The sequence below is a fragment of the Streptomyces sp. NPDC001904 genome (assembly GCF_040297005.1).
Lineage (GTDB): Bacteria > Actinomycetota > Actinomycetes > Streptomycetales > Streptomycetaceae > Streptomyces.
In genome coordinates, this window is sequence record NZ_JBEOYI010000021.1 from 49,782 (window position 1) to 69,241 (window position 19,460).

14 protein-coding genes are annotated in these 19,460 nt (G+C 70.7%); 3 read left to right on the plus strand and 11 right to left on the minus strand.

Annotation, left to right across the window (positions count from 1 at the left end):
• Nucleotides 1-85 precede the first annotated feature (85 nt).
• On the minus strand, nucleotides 86-2,209 hold the full coding sequence (locus ABT127_RS28395) for a DNA gyrase/topoisomerase IV subunit B (RefSeq protein WP_351455822.1): 2,124 nt from the start codon (nucleotides 2,207-2,209) through the stop codon (nucleotides 86-88).
• A gap of 443 nt (nucleotides 2,210-2,652) precedes the next feature.
• Between ABT127_RS28395 and ABT127_RS28400 the strand changes: the two genes are divergently transcribed.
• Entirely contained in the window at nucleotides 2,653-2,883 is a 231-nt protein-coding gene (locus ABT127_RS28400) for a DUF7455 domain-containing protein (RefSeq protein WP_111662563.1), read from the plus strand.
• 103 nt (nucleotides 2,884-2,986) lie between these two features.
• Here ABT127_RS28400 and ABT127_RS28405 read toward each other — a convergent pair whose 3' ends face one another.
• The 7 genes from ABT127_RS28405 to ABT127_RS28435 form a co-directional block, all read right to left on the minus strand.
• Nucleotides 2,987-3,817 (minus strand): S1 family peptidase, encoded by an 831-nt coding sequence (locus ABT127_RS28405; protein ID WP_351455826.1) that lies wholly within the window; start codon nucleotides 3,815-3,817, stop codon nucleotides 2,987-2,989.
• A 162-nt stretch (nucleotides 3,818-3,979) separates the two neighbouring features.
• The gene (locus tag ABT127_RS28410) at nucleotides 3,980-5,512 is read right to left on the minus strand and encodes an RNA polymerase sigma factor (protein ID WP_351455829.1); all 1,533 of its coding nucleotides are present in this window, start codon (nucleotides 5,510-5,512) and stop codon (nucleotides 3,980-3,982) included.
• Between the two features lie 422 nt (nucleotides 5,513-5,934).
• Entirely contained in the window at nucleotides 5,935-6,819 is an 885-nt protein-coding gene (locus tag ABT127_RS28415) for a FadR/GntR family transcriptional regulator (protein WP_351455832.1), read from the minus strand.
• A gap of 163 nt (nucleotides 6,820-6,982) precedes the next feature.
• Complete coding sequence (locus tag ABT127_RS28420; RefSeq protein WP_351455835.1) at nucleotides 6,983-8,980, minus strand: ABC transporter ATP-binding protein; 1,998 nt, start codon at nucleotides 8,978-8,980, stop codon at nucleotides 6,983-6,985.
• 220 nt (nucleotides 8,981-9,200) lie between these two features.
• Nucleotides 9,201-9,962 (minus strand): NUDIX hydrolase, encoded by a 762-nt coding sequence (locus tag ABT127_RS28425; protein ID WP_351455838.1) that lies wholly within the window; start codon nucleotides 9,960-9,962, stop codon nucleotides 9,201-9,203.
• A gap of 118 nt (nucleotides 9,963-10,080) precedes the next feature.
• Nucleotides 10,081-12,000: a glycogen debranching N-terminal domain-containing protein gene (locus tag ABT127_RS28430; RefSeq protein WP_351455840.1), complete on the minus strand. Its 1,920-nt coding sequence runs from the start codon at nucleotides 11,998-12,000 to the stop codon at nucleotides 10,081-10,083.
• 563 nt (nucleotides 12,001-12,563) lie between these two features.
• Complete coding sequence (locus ABT127_RS28435) at nucleotides 12,564-14,009, minus strand: DUF4192 domain-containing protein (RefSeq protein ID WP_351455843.1); 1,446 nt, start codon at nucleotides 14,007-14,009, stop codon at nucleotides 12,564-12,566.
• Between the two features lie 133 nt (nucleotides 14,010-14,142).
• Here ABT127_RS28435 and ABT127_RS28440 point away from each other — a divergent pair, with 133 nt between their 5' ends.
• Complete coding sequence (locus tag ABT127_RS28440) at nucleotides 14,143-16,305, plus strand: RecQ family ATP-dependent DNA helicase (protein ID WP_351455846.1); 2,163 nt, start codon at nucleotides 14,143-14,145, stop codon at nucleotides 16,303-16,305.
• 224 nt (nucleotides 16,306-16,529) lie between these two features.
• On the plus strand, nucleotides 16,530-17,168 hold the full coding sequence (locus ABT127_RS28445; protein ID WP_351455849.1) for a hypothetical protein: 639 nt from the start codon (nucleotides 16,530-16,532) through the stop codon (nucleotides 17,166-17,168).
• Between the two features lie 82 nt (nucleotides 17,169-17,250).
• On the opposite strand, the gene ABT127_RS28450 is transcribed toward ABT127_RS28445, so the two are convergent.
• The 3 genes from ABT127_RS28450 to ABT127_RS28460 form a co-directional block, all read right to left on the minus strand.
• Nucleotides 17,251-17,886 (minus strand): hypothetical protein, encoded by a 636-nt coding sequence (locus tag ABT127_RS28450; RefSeq protein WP_351455852.1) that lies wholly within the window; start codon nucleotides 17,884-17,886, stop codon nucleotides 17,251-17,253.
• Nucleotides 17,887-17,954: 68 nt separating this feature from the next.
• On the minus strand, nucleotides 17,955-18,656 hold the full coding sequence (gene rnhB / locus ABT127_RS28455) for a ribonuclease HII (RefSeq protein ID WP_351455855.1): 702 nt from the start codon (nucleotides 18,654-18,656) through the stop codon (nucleotides 17,955-17,957).
• 51 nt (nucleotides 18,657-18,707) lie between these two features.
• Nucleotides 18,708-19,334 (minus strand): TetR/AcrR family transcriptional regulator, encoded by a 627-nt coding sequence (locus tag ABT127_RS28460; protein WP_351455857.1) that lies wholly within the window; start codon nucleotides 19,332-19,334, stop codon nucleotides 18,708-18,710.
• Nucleotides 19,335-19,460 lie beyond the last annotated feature (126 nt).

The window sequence follows — 19,460 nt, forward strand, 5'->3', positions numbered from 1 at the left end:
GATCCTGCGCCTCCACCCACGGGTGGAGGCGCAGGCCACGCGAAAGGGGCGCGCCGGTCGGCGCGCCCCTTGGGTACCGCGGCGGTCAGGCGTCGATGCGCGAGCGGTCGAGAGTCGCGGCGGAGCTGCTGATGAACTCCTTGCGCGGCGCCACGTCGTTGCCCATCAGCAGATCGAAGACCTGCTCCGCGGCCTCCAGCTCGCCGATGTTGATCCGGCGCAGCGTGCGGTGGCGCGGGTCCATCGTGGTCTCGGCCAGCTGGTCGGCGTCCATCTCGCCCAGACCCTTGTAGCGCTGGATGGAGTCCTTGTACCGGACGCCCTTGCGCTGGAACTCGAGCAGCGTTTCGCGCAGCTCACGGTCCGAGTACGTGTAGACGTACTTGTCCTGGCCCTTCTTCGGCTGGACCAGTTCGATGCGGTGCAGCGGCGGCACGGCGGCGAAGACGCGGCCGGCCTCGATCATCGGCCGCATGTAGCGCTGGAACAGCGTCAGCAGCAGCGTCCGGATGTGGGCGCCGTCGACGTCGGCGTCGACGAGCAGGATGATCTTTCCGTACCGCGCCGCGTCGATGTCGAAGGTCCGGCCCGACCCGGCTCCTATGACCTGGATGATCGCGCCGCACTCGACGTTCTTCAGCATGTCCGAGACGGACGACTTCTGAACGTTGAGGATCTTGCCGCGGATCGGCAGCAAGGCCTGGAACTCGGAGTTCCGGGCCAGCTTGGCGGTGCCGAGCGCCGAGTCGCCCTCGACGATGAACAGCTCGCTGCGCTCCACGTCGTCGCTGCGGCAGTCCGCGAGCTTCGCGGGCAGCGACGACGACTCCAGGGCCGTCTTACGGCGCTGCGCGTCCTTGTGCTGACGGGCCGCGATACGCGTCCGGGCCGCGGCGACGGCCTTCTCCATGACGGAACGGGCCTGCGCCTTGGCGTCGCGCTTGGTGGACGTCAGGAACGCCTTGAGTTCCTTGGCGATCACATTGGCGACGATGCGGTTCGCCGCCGAGGTGCCGAGGACCTCCTTGGTCTGGCCCTCGAACTGCGGCTCCGCGAGGCGCACGGTGACGACTGCCGTCAGGCCTTCCAGGGCGTCGTCCTTGACGATGTCGTCCTCGGCCACACGCAGCAGCTTCTGGGCGCGGAGCACCTCGTTCATCGTCTTGGTGAGCGAGCGCTCGAAGCCGCTGACGTGGGTGCCGCCCTTGGGGGTGGCGATGATGTTCACGAAGGACTTGATGGTCGCGTCGTAACCGGTGCCCCAGCGCAGCGCGACGTCGACACCGAGTTCGCGCTGGACCTCGGTCGGCGTCATCTGACCGTGCTCGTCGAGCACCGGGACGGTCTCCTTGAAGGTGCCCGACCCGGTCAGGCGGAGGACGTCGCAGACGGCCTTGTCCTGCGCCAGGTACTCGCAGAACTCGCTGATGCCGCCGTCGAAGCGGAAGGATTCCTCGCCCTTGCTGCCCCCCTCGCCGAGACCGAACTCGTCCCGTACGACGATGGTGAGTCCCGGCACCAGGAACGCGGTCTGACGGGCGCGCTGGTGCAGGTTGTCCAGGGAGAGCTTGGCGTCCTTCAGGAAGATCTGGCGGTCCGCCCAGTAGCGGATGCGCGTGCCCTGGCGGGCCTTGGGGACCCTCTTGGTCTTGCTCAGCCGCGCCGCCGGGTCGAACGGGGCGTCGGGGCCGGCCTTGGAGAAGGCACCGGGGACGCCGCGCCGGAAGCTGATGGCGTGCGTGTTCCCGCCGCGGTCGACCTCGACGTCGAGACGCGCCGACAGCGCGTTCACCACCGAGGCGCCCACGCCGTGCAGACCGCCGGATGCGGCGTAGGAGCCGCCGCCGAACTTGCCGCCCGCGTGGAGCTTGGTCATGACGACCTCGACTCCGGAAAGGCCGGTCTTGGGCTCGACATCCACCGGGATGCCGCGGCCGTTGTCCCGGACCTCGACGGAGCCGTCGTCGTGCAGGATCACGTCGATGTGGTCGCAGTAACCGCCGAGGGCCTCGTCGACGGAGTTGTCGATGATCTCCCAGAGGCAGTGCATGAGACCGCGGCTGTCGGTCGAGCCGATGTACATGCCCGGACGCTTGCGTACGGCCTCGAGCCCCTCGAGGACGAGGAGGTGCCGCGCGGTGTAGTTGGAACCGTCCCGGTCTGCTCCGGTCAGCAGCGCTGTGGACGGCACGGACGTTTCGGCGGTCACGCGGTTCGCTCCTCGCTGAATTTCAGATGGGGCCCATGTGGGTACAGGGCCGGCGTCGGTCGACGCTCAGAGGGTACCGAGGCCTGGTAGAGCCGTTGTCACGCCACCCTCACCTCCCGCCCAGACTAATCCAAGGTCGTATGCATGTTCGATCCCTCGATGGAGTGAAGCACACATCACGTTCCCTTCCAGGCATGAACCATTTAGGCTCCGGGCACGTCCTCATGAACAACCCGGCAAGCCGGCCGGGGAGGACCGACCTGACAGAACGCGCGAACCCGTAAGACACGTAAGAGACGCAATACGGCACATTCGCCGCCACCCGGCAGCACCTGGCCGGCCTCGGAGAAAATTTTCGAGGAAAAGCCGCGAGCGGGAACGTTTTCGGCCTGGTTGGATGTTGACCCTGGTACGACAGCTCGTCGAGCTAGAGAAGAGGCGACGTGACTACTGTTCTGACCCCCGCGAGCCCGCTGACGGCCGCTGACCGCTGTGACCGTTGCGGCGCCCAGGCATATCTGCGCGTCGTTCTCATCAGCGGTGGTGAACTGCTCTTCTGCGCCCACCACGGTCGCAAGTTCGAGCCGGAACTCAAGAAGATCGCCGCTGAGATACAGGACGAGACGGAGCGACTCACCGCCGCTCCGGCAAGCGCCGACACCGAGGAACGCTGACGCCTCGCATCCACGACGAGCCAGCTACGGCACCAGGCCGGTAAACGGGCGGCCGCCCCTGCACCCAGGGGTGGCCGCCCGTCCTCATGTCCGCGGGACGGCGTCAGGAGTGCTTCCGCAGCACACGCAGCACGTCCGAGACCCGCGTGTAGACACCGGGGCTCCCCGCACGCCCGCAGCCGCTCCCCCAGGACACGAGGCCGATCAGCTTCCCCTGGGCGACCAGCGGGCCCCCGCTGTCCCCCTGGCAGGCATCCTTGCCGCCGCGCGACTCGCCCGCGCACAGCATCGAGGCCGGCAGATACGTGCCGTCCGAGTTGCCCGGGTACGCCTCCTGGCACACCGAGTCCGGCAGCACGTGGACACGCGCCGCGTGCAGTGTGCGCGCGTAGTCGCCCGCACCCGTCGTGTCACCCCACCCGTAGACCTCGGCCTCCGTGCCCGGCTCGTAGGCGGAGTCGCCCTCGTCCGCCATCGGGAGGACGTATCCCTCGGGCAGCGGTGTGGCCAGTGTGAGGACCGCCACATCTCCGGAGTTCGTGGAGCCGTCGTAGTCCGGGTTGACCCATGACTCCCGGACGGGGATCTCCGCACCGTCGTCCGCGCGCAGATCCTCGCGCCCGGCGATCACCTTGAGATCGCGCACCTCACCGCGCGCCACCCCGAGCACACTCCGGCTCATGCAGTGGGCCGCGGTGAGAACCGTGGTCCGCGCGACGACCACGCCCCCGCAGAACTGTCCCGAGCGCGTACCTCCGAACCGGTCACGACTGGAGAGGGCTACCGTCCACGGGTTGTCGGACACCTGAACCTGACGGCCGCCGATGATCCCGCCGTCGGCGGCCGCGGGCACCGCCGAGGACACGGACAGCACGGCCGCGGCGGTCAGCACGGTCAGCGACGCGCTCAGCGCTCTCGCGAAGGGACGACTCATACGGTCTCCTCACTCTGAGTTGCAGTGGCACACCCAGAGTGATTCACCGGGGGATCGCACGCATCGCGAGGATCGAACCACAGGCGCGCACGCAGAAGGCCCGGCACCCTTCCCTCACGAGACGAGTGCCGGGCCTTCTGATGGCCGTACAGGAGCTTGTGACTAGTCGAGGTAGTCGCGCAGGACCTGCGAACGCGACGGGTGACGCAGCTTCGACATCGTCTTGGACTCGATCTGGCGGATGCGCTCACGCGTGACGCCGTAGACCTTGCCGATCTCGTCGAGGGTCTTCGGCTGACCGTCGGTGAGACCGAAGCGCATCGAGACGACGCCCGCCTCGCGCTCGGACAAGGTGTCGAGCACGGAGTGCAGCTGCTCCTGGAGGAGCGTGAAGCTGACCGCGTCGGCCGGGACGACGGCCTCGGAGTCCTCGATGAGGTCACCGAACTCGCTGTCACCGTCCTCGCCCAGCGGAGTGTGCAGGGAGATCGGCTCACGGCCGTACTTCTGGACCTCGATGACCTTCTCGGGGGTCATGTCGAGTTCCTTGGCCAGCTCCTCCGGGGTGGGCTCGCGGCCCAGGTCCTGGAGCATCTGGCGCTGCACACGCGCGAGCTTGTTGATGACCTCGACCATGTGCACCGGGATACGGATGGTGCGGGCCTGGTCGGCCATGGCGCGGGTGATCGCCTGACGGATCCACCAGGTGGCGTACGTGGAGAACTTGTAGCCCTTGGTGTAGTCGAACTTCTCGACCGCGCGGATCAGACCGAGGTTGCCCTCCTGGATGAGGTCCAGGAAGAGCATGCCGCGGCCGGTGTAGCGCTTGGCCAGGGAGACCACCAGACGGAGGTTGGCCTCCAGGAGGTGGTTCTTGGCGCGGCGACCGTCCTCGGCGATGATCTCCAGCTCGCGCTTGAGCTTGGGGGCGAGCTTGTCGGCGTTGGCCAGCTTGTCCTCGGCGAACAGGCCGGCCTCGATGCGCTTGGCGAGCTCGACCTCCTGCTCCGCGTTGAGCAGCGGGACCTTACCGATCTGCTTCAGGTAGTCCTTGACGGGGTCGGCGGTGGCGCCGGCGGCGGCGACCTGCTGGGCAGGCGCGTCGTCCTCGTCCTCGTCCGACAGGACGAAGCCCTGGCCCTCGGGAGTCTCCTCGTCGCCGGCCTTGGCGGCCGCGGGGGTCTCCTCTGTCGCCTCGTCCTCGAGAAGCTCGTCGTCCTTCTTGCCTGCCGTCTTCTTGGCGGCGGCCTTCTTGGCGACGGTCTTCTTGGCGGTGGCCTTCTTGGCTGTCGCCTTCTTCGCCACGGCCTTCTTCAGAGGAGTGGCTTCCTCGCCGTCCTCGGCGGTCGCCGACTCGGCAGTGGTGGTCGCGGCAACCCTCTTGGCGGTGACCGTCTTCGCCGCGACGGTCTTGGTGGCGGTGCGCTTGACCGGACTCTTGGCTGCAACGCTCTTTCGGGGACGCTTGGGCTCAGCAGCACTGACCATCAGCGTCACACCCTCTTCCTCGAGGATCTGGTTGAGGCTGCGCAGAACGTTCTTCCACTGAGTGGCCGGAATCTGGTCGGCTTCGAACGCACGGCGCACGTCGTCGCCGGCGATCTGGCCATCAGCCTTTCCCCGCTCAATGAGCGCCATGACAGAGACGGACTCGGCGATCTCCGGCGGGAGCGTACGGGATGTGCTGGCCGACACGAACAACCTCTCGGAACGTTGGAAAACGGCTTCCGGCCCCGTCCTGTGTGGACCGGAGCCGACGACCGCCGGCTTGGGGATGGGCCGACGGCGTGGGCTGGGACCGGGGAGATAGTCAGCGCCGCAAGCGGCTGCCGTATTCCCTCCTCGGCTGTCACCTCTTAGGTCATCGCGCTGCCCCGAGGAGCGTTACGCCCAATCTGCGTGGCCCGAGTCACACCCCGTAAGCGGTCAAAAACTGACGGATACGGGCAGATGCGGTCACCTCCGGGAGCGCGTTCGGTCTCGCGACGAACCCCGGCACCAAGGCCCGGCGAATCCCTCAACGACCGAGTCGCCGGATCGTGCCCGCCTCCACGCGCGCGGGGCACGTGGTGGGGCCGTCCGGCGACACCTGGTCGTGACTTCTCTTGTGACGGCGCTCAGTGCTCGCGCGGGGCCGGGACCACGCGCTCCCCCTCGGGGTGGACGGTGAGCAGGTGGCGCATCGCGGACTCGGCACCGGTGCCGTCCCCCGCGGCGAGCGCGTCGACGATGCGCGCGTGGTGGCCGATGGCCGTCTCGTTCGGGCGGTCACAGCCGGTGACGGGGCCGCCGGAGACGTGAAGGGCCGCCGAGACGATGCCGGAGAGGTGCTCCAGCATCCGGTTGCCGGCGAGCTGGATCAGCAGCGAGTGGAACTCGGCATCGGCCCGGGAGAACGTGATCGCGTCCCCCTGCCCCAGGGCGTGCCCCATGATCTCGACCATGTCGGCAAGGCGCTGCTGCACGTCCTCGCGGCCGTGACCGGCGGCGAGCCGCGCGGCGAGCGGCTCGATCGTCCAGCGCAGCTCGTTCAGCTCACGGCGCTGATCGTCGCGCTGCGGGCCGAAGGCACGCCACTCGATGATGTCCGGGTCCAGCAGGTTCCAGTCGCTGACCGGACGCACGCGCGTGCCGACGTTCGGCCGGGCGCTGACCAGGCCCTTGGCCTCGAGTACGCGAAGGGACTCGCGGACGACGGTCCGGGACACCTCAAAACGCTGGCCGATCTCCTCGGGCACCAGCGGGCGGTCGGCGCCCAGGTCGCCGGAGACGATCATCTGCCCGAGCTGCTGGACGAGTTGACCGTGCAGACCACGGCCGCGGTTGCCCGTGGCACGCCGGCCGACGCGGCCCAGTTCGTGGTCCGTGCCGTCCCAGGCGGAGACGCCGACTCTGTCGGCGGCCGACTCCGGGAAGGGGTAGCGGTCGAGTTCGCCCGGTCCGGCGAGGCCGGAGTCGGCGGAGCGGGCGGCGGTCATCATGGTGTGCGCAAGGGTACTCACGGAATCTGTTGTCGGCGCTGTTCCCAACTCCCTTGAGGTCTTTGGTGAAAAGCACACGAAAGGGTGATCGCCGTCCTCGCTGCAATTGACGCCTTATCGGAAAGAAATGGGCGTTCCAGAAGGAGTTGCGAACGGGGGACCACCGGAAGGCTCCGGACGGTCGTCATCGCACCTTGGGGCGCAGCACGGTGAGCAGATATGCGCAGAGCAGCGCAGTGAGCGACAACATCAGCGCGCCGCCCACAGGTTGGGCGACCATGCGCACTCCGGCCGCGAGGAGCCGCTCCGCACCGAAGGGCCAGTGCAGCAGCGTGAGTTCCTGGAGCCGTCCCGGCAGTCCTGCCGCTGTTCGCACAGATGGACCCTCGACGGCCTTTTGTACGAGGGGCACGATGACGATCGGGACGGCCACCACGGCGGCGAGTCCGGCGGCCGTTGAGCGGAAGACTCCGGACGCCAGAACCCCCGCCCATGCGCACGCCACGACCAGGGCGGTCCAATGGGCGCTCAGCGAAAGCCAGTCGGCGGGAACCTGAGTGAGCTCCTGTCCGTATACGAGGTGGAGCAGCGCGGCGTCGCAGCCGATGACGAGGACGGCCATGAGGACGGCTGTCGCCGCGCCGATGATCAGTTTGGCCGCGAGAAGCCCCAGGCGGTGCGGGACGGTGCCGCGGTCGGCGGCGAGGGCGGGGTGGCGGAACTCGTCGCCGAAGGCGAAGGCGCCGAGCAGTCCCGCTCCCACGGCGGCGGGCGGCAGGGGCAGCGCCTGGGGCCATGCGGCCAGGAGCAGCGGCTGCGGGGAGTGCCCCGCGCGGGCGAGCAGGACAGCGATGAGCGCGGAGACGGCGACGACGAGCGCCACGGTGACGTAGCCGGTGGCGATGCCGGTGGCCCGGCGCAGTTCGTAGCGCAGGGGGCGCAAGGGGCCGCGTGCGGGGCGGACTGTGATGGGGGGTGGCAGCGCCGCGGCGGACGCCGGAGGGCTGCCCGCACCCTCTTCCCTGCGTTCGCCGACGGTCGCCGCGGTCTCGGTGCTCGGGGACGGCGCTTTCGTGTCGACGAGCGGCACGAAGGTGCTGGTGGTTCCGGCGGTGGCGTGGGACGGCTCGGTCGCGGGAGTGAGGGGGCGGTCGTGCACGCGGGTCTTGCCCTCGACCTCGGCCTCCTGACCGAAAGATGCGGGCGGGGTGCGATGCGTCGGGCCGCCGACGGCGCCATCGGCATCGGCATCGGCATCGGCATCGGCATCGGCATCGGCATCGGCAAGGGGAGACAACGCCACCAGGGGGCCCGCGTCGCCGGTCTCGTCGGCGAGTTGGTGTACGAGGATGTTGTGCCGGAACGCGGTCTCGCCCACGTCCGCGCAACTGCTGCCGTAGACCGACAGCCGGCTGCCGTCCTCGGTGACGACCTCGACGGAGCGTTTCGCGGTGCGGGCCTCCTTCGCCAGCAGGACGCCGAGCCGCGCGGCGTGCGGGCTGCGGACGGCGACCCGGGGCCGCAGCCTCGTGCGCGCGAAGGCGGCGACGTCCTGGTCCGCGATCACCTTGCCGTCGTCGAGCGTGACGACCCGGTCGGCGGTCCGCGCCGCCTCCTTGGCGTCGTCGGTGGTGAACAGCACCGTGCCGCCGACGGTCGCGTGCGCCCGCAGGATCCCGTGCAGCCACTTGCCCTCACGGATCGACAGACCGTCCGCCGGGCCGTCGAGGACCAGTGTGTGCGGATCGGCGAGCAGCGCGCAGGCCAGGCCGAGCCGCCGGTCCATGCCGCGCGACAGGGTGCCGAGCCGTAGATCGCGCAGGCTGACGAGCCCCACGACCTCCAGCACCTCGTCCGCACGCTGGACGGGGACGCCGGCCGCGGAGCAGAGCATGCGCAGTTGGCCGCGGACGGTACGGGCCGGATGCCCCGGCACATCGCCGAGAAGCACCCCCACTTCGCGGGCCGGGTGGTTGATGCGGTGCAGGGGGCGCCCTCTGAAGTAGGTGATGCCACGGCCGTGTTGGAGTTCGAGCATCAGCCGCACCACGGTCGTCTTGCCCGCACCTCGGGCGCCGAGCAGGGCTGTCACACGGCCCGTGGCGGCCTCGAAGGACACGTCGTAGACCGCGGGCGGACTCTCCTTGCGGGCGGTGCTGGTCAGTCCGATGGCCTGGATCATCGCTTCTCTCGCAGGATGGGCGACCGCTCGGCGGCCGGGGCCCGTCCGCCGGTTCCCTGGCAGGCGAGACCCGTGGGTACCACAGCAAGATAACGCGACATTTCTGTCATTTAGGGCAGGATGACGGCTCAGGTGCCCGAAAAAACGACGCCCAGAATCCCGCCCCCGCCCTCGCGGTATCGACCCGTCACCGAACAAGGTTGCCGAGCCAGCGAGTTGGTCAGACCTCGGGTCGCAGCATCGGCGGATTGAGCAGCGTGGCACCGCCCGCGCGGAAGAGCTGCGCGGGACGACCGCCCTGGCGCGTCGTCGTACCGCCGGTGGGCACCAGGAAGCCGGGCGTCCCCGTCACCTTGCGATGGAAGTTGCGCGGGTCGAGCGCGACGCCCCACACCGCTTCATAGACCCGGCGCAGCTCGCCGACGGTGAACTCCGGCGGACAGAAGGCCGTGGCGAGCGAGGAGTACTCGATCTTGGAGCGAGCCCGCTCCACCCCGTCGGCCAGGATCCGGGCATGGTCGAAGGCGAGCGGCTCGGTCTGCTCGCCCTCGCGCCCGTACCCACTCTGGTGCAGCAGTGCCTCGACCGGCGCCCAACGGGCGCTGTGCGCGTCTCCGCCGGCCCGCGGCGCCGGCAGGTCGGGCGCGAGCGCCAAGTGGGCGACACTGACCACACGCATCCGCGGGTCCCGCTTGGGATCGCCGTAGGTGGCCAGTTGCTCAAGGTGCGCGCCGTTGTCCTGCGCGGGCACGTCCGGGTCGTGGGCGCGCAGGCCCGTCTCCTCGGACAGCTCACGCGCGGCCGCCGCGGTCAGATCCTCGTCGTCCCTCACGAATCCGCCGGGCAGGGCCCAGCGCCCCTGAAACGGCGGCTCCCCACGCCGCACCGCCAGCGCGCACAGGGCGTGACGGCGCACGGTCAGCACGACCAGGTCGACGGTGACTGCGAAAGGCGGGAAGGCCGACGGGTCGTAGGGCGACATGGAACGATCATAGTCGTCTGCCTGACGATAAACACTCCCTTCGCCTGTGGTTCCCCGCCAAGTCGGCGCCCGCTGTAGGACGTGGCCTTCAGGGGTGCCTGAGGCGCCCCCGGAGTCGTCACACCCCCAATTGCAGACTTTCCGCCGCCTCCTCGACCATCCCGAGGCCCAGTCGGCTGACCCGCGCGGAAAAGGCGTGTCCACCGACGCTCAGCCCCGTCAGGCCCAGCTCACCGAGCGGGGCCCCACGCACGGGCGACAGCGCCACCGTCCCGGCGGGCACATCCGGACGGATGCCGACGAGAGTGGCCAGCAGATGGACGCCCGCGGCCGCAGCGACGGCGGCCGGTCTGCAGGCGGCGGGGTGCGCCAGCGGGGCACCGCCGTCCACCCGCTGCTCCCCCGCGTACATCTCGGGCAGTCGGAGAGCGAACGCCTCCGCCGCCGCCAAGGTGCCGATCAACAGGGACGCGGCCTCCTTCTCGTATCCGGCAGCGGACAGTCCCGCGACCGCCACGGCGGTCTCGTGCACCCGTACGGCGCCGGTCCGGTGCCCGAACGGGTTGTACAGCGGCTCCTTGACCTCAAGGGTGCGCAGTCCCCATCCCGAGTCGAGTCCGGGGCTGCCGAACAGCCGCGCGACCTGCTCGGTCTGCACCTTGTCCAGGAGGCCGGGTGCGTAGGTGCCCGCGCCGAGCAGTCCGGTGTCCAGCAGATGCGCGGCGCCGCTGCCGAGGTGCGGGATCGGACTGCCGGAGCCGGTGCGGGCCGCCGCCGGCCGACCGCCGCCCCGGTCGTCCACCCAGAAGTCCTCTCTGAACCGCCGTCTCAGCTCCTCCGCCCACTGCCGCAGCTCCCCGGCTCCGGGTCTGCCGTACGCGTCGAGCAGCTCCGCGCCGAGCAGCGCGGCACGATGCGCGTGCGCCTGCGTCTCACAGCGCAGCGGTCCGCCCGGGCCCGGGTCCGGCACGTACAGCCCTTGGCGGGTGCTGGTGCGCAGCCACTCCAGGCACCGCTCGGCGGCGGGCAGCAACTCGGCCGTCTCCTGCTCGGCGAGGCCCCATCGTCTGGCCTCCGCGAGGAGCACCGGGAACAGCAGAGTGGCTTCGATACCGGTGCAGCTGGGCGGGATCCGGGGGCCTGCCTGCCGCAACGGGCCGGGAAGGCGGCCGAATTCCGGTCCGGGCCGGGTCAGTTGCGTGCGGGCGAGTGCGCGCAGCGTGCCGGCGGCCAGTCGGGTGCCCAGTGGGAGCGCCATCCTGGCGGCGGCCAGCGATTCCGCGGGAGCCGGGCCGCACCGCCAGGGCGCACCCGCGGCGAGGTGGACGTCCGACGGATGTGCTGGATCGCGCACGAGGAGTGCCTGAAGGTCGTCGACACAGGTCCGCAGCAGCGGCTCCACCCGTGGGTCGTCGCCGTGTGCCTTGGCTGCGGCGAACGGCCGCACCGTGCTGTGGCCCGGGCTCCTGCCGCTGTCCGCGCCGTCTGCACGAATCCGCAGTTCCACGGTGCGGGAGCCGCCGGGTGGCAGTTCGAATTCCCAGCGGAGCAGGCCTGCGGAGGCGAGGGCGTCCGTGGGTGCCGGTGCCGCGGTGACCACGGCGTGGCCGGTGGGCGAGGACCAACGCAGGCCGGCGTCGTGGACCGTCGCGGGCAGCTCGCGTCCGGGCTGCCCGACGGCCACCGCTCCGAGTTCCGCCAGGTCTGTGCCGAGCGACACCTCCAAGGGGATCCGCAGGGGCCGCAGCGACGAGCTGTGCAGTGTGATCCGCTCGGTGCCGTCGGCGTGCCGGATCCGCTGCACGACGATGTCCGGGTCGGGTCCGGCGTCGGGGGACGCCCGCACCACGGCCACGAAGCGAGCGCGATCGGCCGAGACCATGCGGGCCTGAACGGCCACCGGCTCACGGCCGCACACGCGGATCTGGCAGCGGGACAGGAGTCGACGTCCCGCGCGGTAGAAGCCCTCCAGTCCCTGTGCGGTCAGTTGGCCCTGTTCCGACGAGATCGCGAGCCCGGGCAGGGACACGCAAATCAACGACCGGTGCGTGGGCGGCAGTTCACCGCTGCGACGCGGGGCGGATGTGGAAGCGGGCGCCGGAGACGGCGGCCGCGCGGGTCCGCACGGGACCGCGTCCGGCCTGGCATGGGCCTGAGACTGGGGCACTGCGCGCGCCTCGGCAAGGCGGTCGAGGCGGTGATCGTCGTCCGGTGCCGAGCCCGTGAGCGGCCGTGCCGCGTCGGACGTCACCGCCTGCCTCCCCCTGCTTCCGGCTTCCCACGTGCCGGTCTGCCGCCGTCCGAGGGATGTGCCGCAGCACCCACCGAACCGGGAACGTCTCCGGACGCGGCGGTGAACACGGCTCGGAATATGGGGCTGTCGCCGGGGGTGATGGGCCATGGCTTCAACTCCCGCATGGGGCGCCTCCTTTCGCGCGCGGCCGCGCGAGGCGCCGGCATGCTGCCGAGCGACTGAACCTGAGGAGAGAAGCGGTGCGGCCCGGCCGTCGCTCCCGCTCCTCAAGTGAACGGAGCGCCCCCACCCCAAGTAACGCCACAGCGCCATGAACCACCGCCGCCCACCCGCGGCCGCGGCCCTCTTCATCCGTCGCCCCTGGTATGCGGACGTCCCGTGCGACGCCTGGAGGGCCGCCGTGACGCCCGCGTCCCCGCCCGGGCGGGTCGGGTGCCCGCGCCCGAACGTCGCTCACCCCTGCGGCGCAGCGCCGCCGCCAGGCCACGGGCCGCCCGGGAGATCCCCGGGTCCGCCGCACCGCCCGGCACCACGACAGCCGGGTCCCCGGCCTCCTCGCCCTCGTTCTCCGGAACAGGACAGGGGGCTACCGCATCGTCGGTCCCGCCTTCCACGGACGTGAGGTCGTCGGCAGCAGCGCCGACCGTCACATCCTCGGCCTCGCGATCCGCCCGGACCCGGCGCAAAGACCGCCGCACCGGTTCCGGGTCGACGCCCTCGGAGCGGGCCTGGTTGAGCAGTCGGGCGAACTTGTAGTGCGGATCGACGCCGAGCGCCATCTCCAGCGCATGATCCGCCTCGACGGTGTCGCCGAGCGACCAGGCCACCCAGCCCGCCAAGGTCAGCGGCGCCGCCGCGTGCTCGCCGTACCCTCCGACACACCGCCTGGCCAGGGCCCGCCACAGGCGCAGCGCCGCGGGAGCCTCCTCGCCCTCCATCCACTCGGCCGCGCGATCCCTGGTCTGCCTGTCCTGGAGGCCCAGGATCAGGGCGGCGGCCTCGTCGTGCGCCAGCAGCTCGTCGTCCCTGAGATCTGCGTCCAACGTGTCGTCGTCGACACCCGGGGCCTCCGCGAAGCGGCGCAGGACGAGCCGGGCGAGGCCCAGGGTCTGCGTCTCCACCTCCTCACGAGGGGTGCCCGCGAGGATCCGCGGTACGAGATCCATCGCCGCCGCATCCAAGGCGCGGATCTGCTCCGGGACGAGGGCCGTCTCCAGGGGCGCCAGCCGCGCCCTCAGCTCGGCCACGGACTGGCGCACGTGGATGCCCGCATAGGCGGCCGTCGCCGCCATCACCGACGTGCCGTCGGCCGCGATGGCGTTCCCCTGGGGCGGACAGCAGTCGGGGCGTGGGCAGCAGTAGCTCCAGTACCGTCCGTCGGAGAGGCACAGCGCCTCGGTGACCGGTACGTCCAGCACACCGCACTCGGTCCGCAGGAGCTGGGCTAGCGGTCGCAGGCGCTCCACGACCGGCGGTCCGGACGCTCCGATGCGAGCCGACGCGTCCTGGCAGAGGAACGCGACGACGCTGTCCGGCCTCCCGTCCCTTCGCTCGCATCCGCCGACCAGACAGCGGGCCAGCTGCTGCGCGACCGAGGGCCAGTCCTCGGAACGCTCGGGGATCCCCAGTCGCACCCGGCCGCCGAAGCGCCCCTTGTTGAGGGCGACGAGAACGATGCTGTCGTCGGGCCGGAACCCGAGCAGGTAGGGCAGCGCCTCCGCCAGTTCGCCGGCAGTGCGCAGGGTGATCTTGGCCGCGCCGGAAGTTCCGACGGGCTCGATGTGATTCGTCATGCGACGACCATGCACCGGATCTCAAGATTCCGTTTTGGCCTGTGGATAACCTCGATCAGGGACACGACACGAGTTGTCCACAGGTCGCCGGACTCATTCGCGCGATGTCAGTGCCATCGGGTTGCATGGGGGCATGAGCAACGAAGATCTGCGGACGGCGGCCGACACCGTGCTCGCCCGCCTCGTCGGCGACCCGAGCGGTACGGCCCGGCTGCGCGAGGACCAGTGGCGGGCGATCGAGGCGCTGGTCGCCGACCACAGACGCGCTCTGGTCGTGCAGCGCACGGGCTGGGGCAAGTCCGCCGTGTACTTCGTCGCGACGGCTCTGCTGCGCGAGCGGGGCAGCGGTCCGACGGTGATCGTCTCCCCGCTGCTCGCCCTGATGCGCAACCAGGTGGAAGCCGCGGAACGGGCCGGCATCCGCGCCCGGACGATCAACTCGTCCAACACGGAGGAGTGGGACTCCGTGCGGACCGAGGTAGCGGCGGGCGAGGTGGACGTGCTCCTCGTCAGCCCGGAGCGGTTGAACAACCCCGACTTCCGGGACAACGTGCTGCCTCAGCTGGCCGCGGCGACCGGCCTGCTGGTCGTCGACGAGGCGCACTGCATCTCCGACTGGGGTCACGACTTCCGCCCCGACTACCGACGGCTGCGCACGATGCTCGCCGACCTGCCGCAGGGCGTTCCCGTACTGGCGACGACCGCGACGGCGAACGCGCGGGTGACGGCCGACGTAGCCGACCAGCTCGGCACGGGCGGCGGCTCGGACGCGCTCGTGCTGCGCGGTCCGCTCGACCGCGAGAGCCTCAGCCTCGGAGTGCTGCAACTGCCCGACGCCGCGCACCGGCTGGCCTGGCTCGCCGATCATCTGAACGATCTGCCGGGGTCCGGGATCATCTACACCCTTACGGTCGCCGCCGCCGAGGAGGTCACCGCCTATCTGCGTCAGTGCGGGCACGTCGTGACCTCGTACACGGGAAAGACCGAGAACGCGGACCGGCAGCAGGCGGAGGAGGACCTGCTGGCGAACAGGGTGAAGGCACTGGTCGCGACCTCCGCGCTCGGCATGGGATTCGACAAGCCGGACCTCGGCTTCGTCGTTCATCTCGGTTCCCCGTCGTCGCCCATCGCGTACTACCAGCAGGTCGGACGCGCCGGGCGCGGGGTCGAGCACGCCGAGGTGCTGCTGCTGCCCGGCAAGGAGGACGAGGCGATCTGGCGCTACTTCGCCTCCCTCGCGTTCCCGCCGGAGGAGCAGGTGCGCCGCACGCTGGACGTGCTGGCCCAGTCCGACCGGCCGCTCTCACTGCCGGCCCTCGAACCTCTGGTGGAGCTGCGCCGCTCGCGTCTGGAGACCATGCTCAAGGTCCTGGACGTGGACGGCGCAGTGCATCGCGTGAAGGGCGGCTGGATCGCCACGGGACAGCCCTGGGTGTACGACACCGAGCGCTACGCGTGGGTCGCCAAGCAGCGTGAGGCCGAGCAGCAGGCGATGCGTGAGTACGCGACGGCGACCGGCTGCCGGATGGAGTTCCTGCGCCGGCAGTTGGACGACGAGGAGGCGGCTCCCTGCGGCCGCTGCGACAACTGCGCGGGGGCCCGGTTCACGGCCTCGGTCTCGTCGGCGGCGCTGGACTCGGCGCGCGGCGAACTCGGGCGCCCCGGCGTGGAGGTGGAGCCCCGCAAGATGTGGCCCACAGGGCTCGCCGCGGTCGGCATCGACCTCAAGGGACGTATCCCCGCGGGCGAACAGGCGGGGCCCGGCCGGGCCCTCGGCCGCCTGTCGGACATCGGCTGGGGCAACCGGCTGCGGCCCATGCTCACGCCGCAGGCCCCGGACGGGCCGGTCCCCGACGACGTGGCGCGGGCCGTGGTGGAAGTACTGGCCGACTGGGCCAAGGGCCCCGGCGGCTGGGCATCGGGCACCGCGGACGCACCACCGCGCCCGGTGGGAGTCGTCACCATGGCATCGCACACCCGACCGCAGCTCATCGACTCCCTCGGCGCGGGCATCGCCCAGGTCGGCCGGATGCCGTTGCTGGGGCGCATCGAATACGCACCGGGCAGCGACACCGCACACATCCCCCGGAGCAACAGCGCACAGCGGCTGCGCGCTCTCGACGGCACACTGACGCTCCCGCCCGAGCTGGCCGAAGCCCTGGCACGCGCGGGCGGCCCGGTGCTGCTCGTGGACGACTTCATGGAGACCGGCTGGACGTTGGCGATGGCCACAAGGCTGCTGCGCCGGGCCGGTGCGGAGGGGGTGTTGCCGCTGGTCCTCGCGGTACAGGGCTGACACAGGCATCCATGGCACCACCTTTGGGCAGGGATATTGGCGACGCATCGCCAAATACCGGTCTCGAGCCCTAATTGCTCGTTGCCGTGCGCCAGTACGACGGGAAGAATTGGAGCTGCTCCCCGCGCGGCTCCCCCGTGGCCCGGATAGAGCTGTGCCGCGGTGCGCTCCCCCAGTCCGACCCCGCCTGCCCTCACGGGTGGCGTGTAGCCGAAGGGAGGATCGTGACCTTCGGATTCGCTCCGTCCTCGGCGACATCGATGCCCGCGTCCTCGATGCGCGCCGAGAGGTCCGCAGATTCCATCGACCGACCGACCAGGCTGCTGGAACCCGCGGAGTGGGCGGCGGCCGGAATCCCCCTGCTGCGCAATCCGCGCGAGGTTGTCAGCGGACTGCACGCCCGCCACCGACCGAACCCCCGCACCGCCGTCGTGGCGGTGCTCGATCCGGAGGAGCGACTGCGCGCCAGCGCGTCGTTCACCAGACGCGAGAACGGCACCGACGGCTGGACGTTCCGCAACGCCCTGCTGTCACAGCTGCGCCGGGTCATCCCGCACGATCTGCGCCGCCGCACCCCGGTCCGGACAGCCGTCCTGCTCTACTGCCGCGAAGGCGACATCCACTGGACGGAGGAGGACGGTGCGTGGATGTGGGGGCTGCGCGACGCCTGCACGCTGCACGGCCTGCGCTGTGGCGCGTACATCACGATGACACGTGACGGCTGGCAGGTCCTAGGCGAGGGCCGCGGCGGACGCCGCCCCGGCATCGGGTCCGTGGCCGAGGCGCTCGGCGGCAACGAGCAGTCCGCGCCGCGCACCGGAGGCGCCGCGACGGAGATGCTCCGCCGCGCCGCGGCACGCTAGAACCGCACGGCCGAGACCGCGCATAGGCCTGCCGGGCTCCCCGGTCACCGCCGAGCGGTGCGGGCAGCCGGCAAGCCGCGCGTCAGACTCCGGCGCCGAGCAGCGAGTTGATGCGCTGCGGGTCGCCACAGACGACCAGCAGGGCACCGGCCCGGCCGAGCGCGAGCGGCAGTGCCGTCGCGGCCGTCTCGTCGACGCCACCGTTCAGTGCGACCACGACCACGGGGCGCGCGGTGGCACGGCTCAGGGCAGCGGCATCGGCGTAGAAGACGTCGTCTCCCGCGTCGTGCTGCGCCCAGTAGGCGGCCTCGCCGAACGACAGCTCGTGCGCGGCCCACGGGTGCGGGTCACCCGTGGTGATCACCAGCACCTCGCCCGGCGCGCGACCGGTGTCGAGCAGCAGGTCGACAGCTTCCTCAGCGGCATCCAACGCACCCTCGACCGAGGCCGGAATGAGCTGGATCTGCGGCTGGGCGGCCGAAGTCGAAGGGACGGCGGGGACCTTCGGCCCCGACGTCGGGGACCCGGCCGACTCGCGCGAGGTGCGCTGCGCGGGCGGTGCGGGCCTTGCGGGACCCGGACGACCGGGTCGCGACGGCACCGCGGGACGCGGGCCGGGAACAGGACGGGGGGTCGGCGCGGTGCGGCTGCTGGCCGGCGTGGCGCGGGGACCCTGGGCGCTCTCGTGAATCTGAGGCTCCTCGGGAATGAGAGGCATGAGTTGATATCTATCAAACGTGGGTGTGGTTCGCGCCAGCGGGTGGCACATCAGTGCGAACGCAAGGGTCAGAAGTCGAAGCCGAGCTGACCTTCGATCTCCGGAGCGCTTGCCTCCGCCCAGCTGCGGGCCTTCTTGAGGTGCCGCCACTGGGGCAGCGCATCAAGATACGCCCACGAAAGCCGGTGGTACGGGGTGGGGCCCCGCTCCTCCAGCGCGGCGCGATGCACCGGCGACGGGTATCCGGCGTTGGCCGCAAACCCGAAGTCTGCATGGTCGAGACCCAGTTCGGCCATCATTTTGTCGCGACGAACCTTGGCGATCACCGACGCCGCGGCGACGGAGATGCAGGAACGGTCCCCCTTGATCACCGTCCGGACCTGCCAGGGAGCACCGAGATAGTCGTGCTTCCCGTCGAGGATGACGGCGTCGGGTCGCACCGGCAGGCTCTCGAGAGCACGCACGGCGGCGAGGCGGAGGGCCGCCGTCATCCCGAGTTCGTCGATCTCGCCATGGGACGCGTGCCCCAGGGCGTGCGCGGTGACCCAGCCCTCCAGCTCGTCCGCGAGCGCTTCACGGCGCTTCGGACTGATCAGCTTGGAGTCGGTGAGTCCTTCCGGCGGGCGACGCAACCCCGTGACGGCGGCGCAGACGGTGACCGGTCCGGCCCAGGCTCCGCGGCCGACCTCGTCGACACCGGCAATGATCTTGGCACCGGTAGTGGCGCGCAATGAGCGCTCGACGGTGTGGGTGGGGGCTTCGTACGGCATGGCGCCAGACAGCGTACGCCGCCGAGCCTCCGGCGCGACACCCGGCTCGCCTCAGTCCGCGTGCCGCACCAGGAGCGGGACCATGACCTGGTCGATCAGCTCCACCAGGTCCTCGTCCCGCCATTCGCTTCCGCACACCTTGGACCGGTACATCATCATCGCCGGGATGACATCGCAGACCGCGGCGTCGGTGGCATCCTGCCGCACATCCCCGCGCTTGATTCCGCGGCCGACAACCTCTTTGATCAGCTCCACGCCAGGCTCGATCACCCCTTGGATGATCACGCCGTGGAAGCGTTCCGCGGTGAGGGTGTCGCATTCGTGAATGACGGAGAGGAGGGCAGAGCCGGGGCGCGAGAACATGGCGTCGCGCATCTGCCGGCACAGTTCCAACAGGTCCTCGCGCACGCTGCCGAGATCCGGCACGGAGTCCACCTGCGGGAGCCCGGCCTGGAGGGCGTCGATCACGAGGTCCTCCTTGGAGGGCCAGCGTCGGTACACCGCGGCCTTGCCGGTCTGCGCGCCGGCGGCGACTCCCTCCATGGTGAGGCCGTTCCACCCGACCGTGCTGAGCTGGTCGAGCGTGGCTTCGAGGATGGCCCGCTCCAGCACGGGGCCACGCCTGCGCAGGGAGGCGGACGACCGGGAGGGGTCGGCAGTCCAGCGCGAAGTAACCATCTTCTTCTCTCCGTTGAGCGGTTCGGGAGCGGTCCGGACGCGGGTGGCGGGTTCGGCGAACGATCAAGTCCGGCGAAGGGGACCCACCACCGTCGAGGCGCAACGGACGGGCACGTTCAGCAGCGC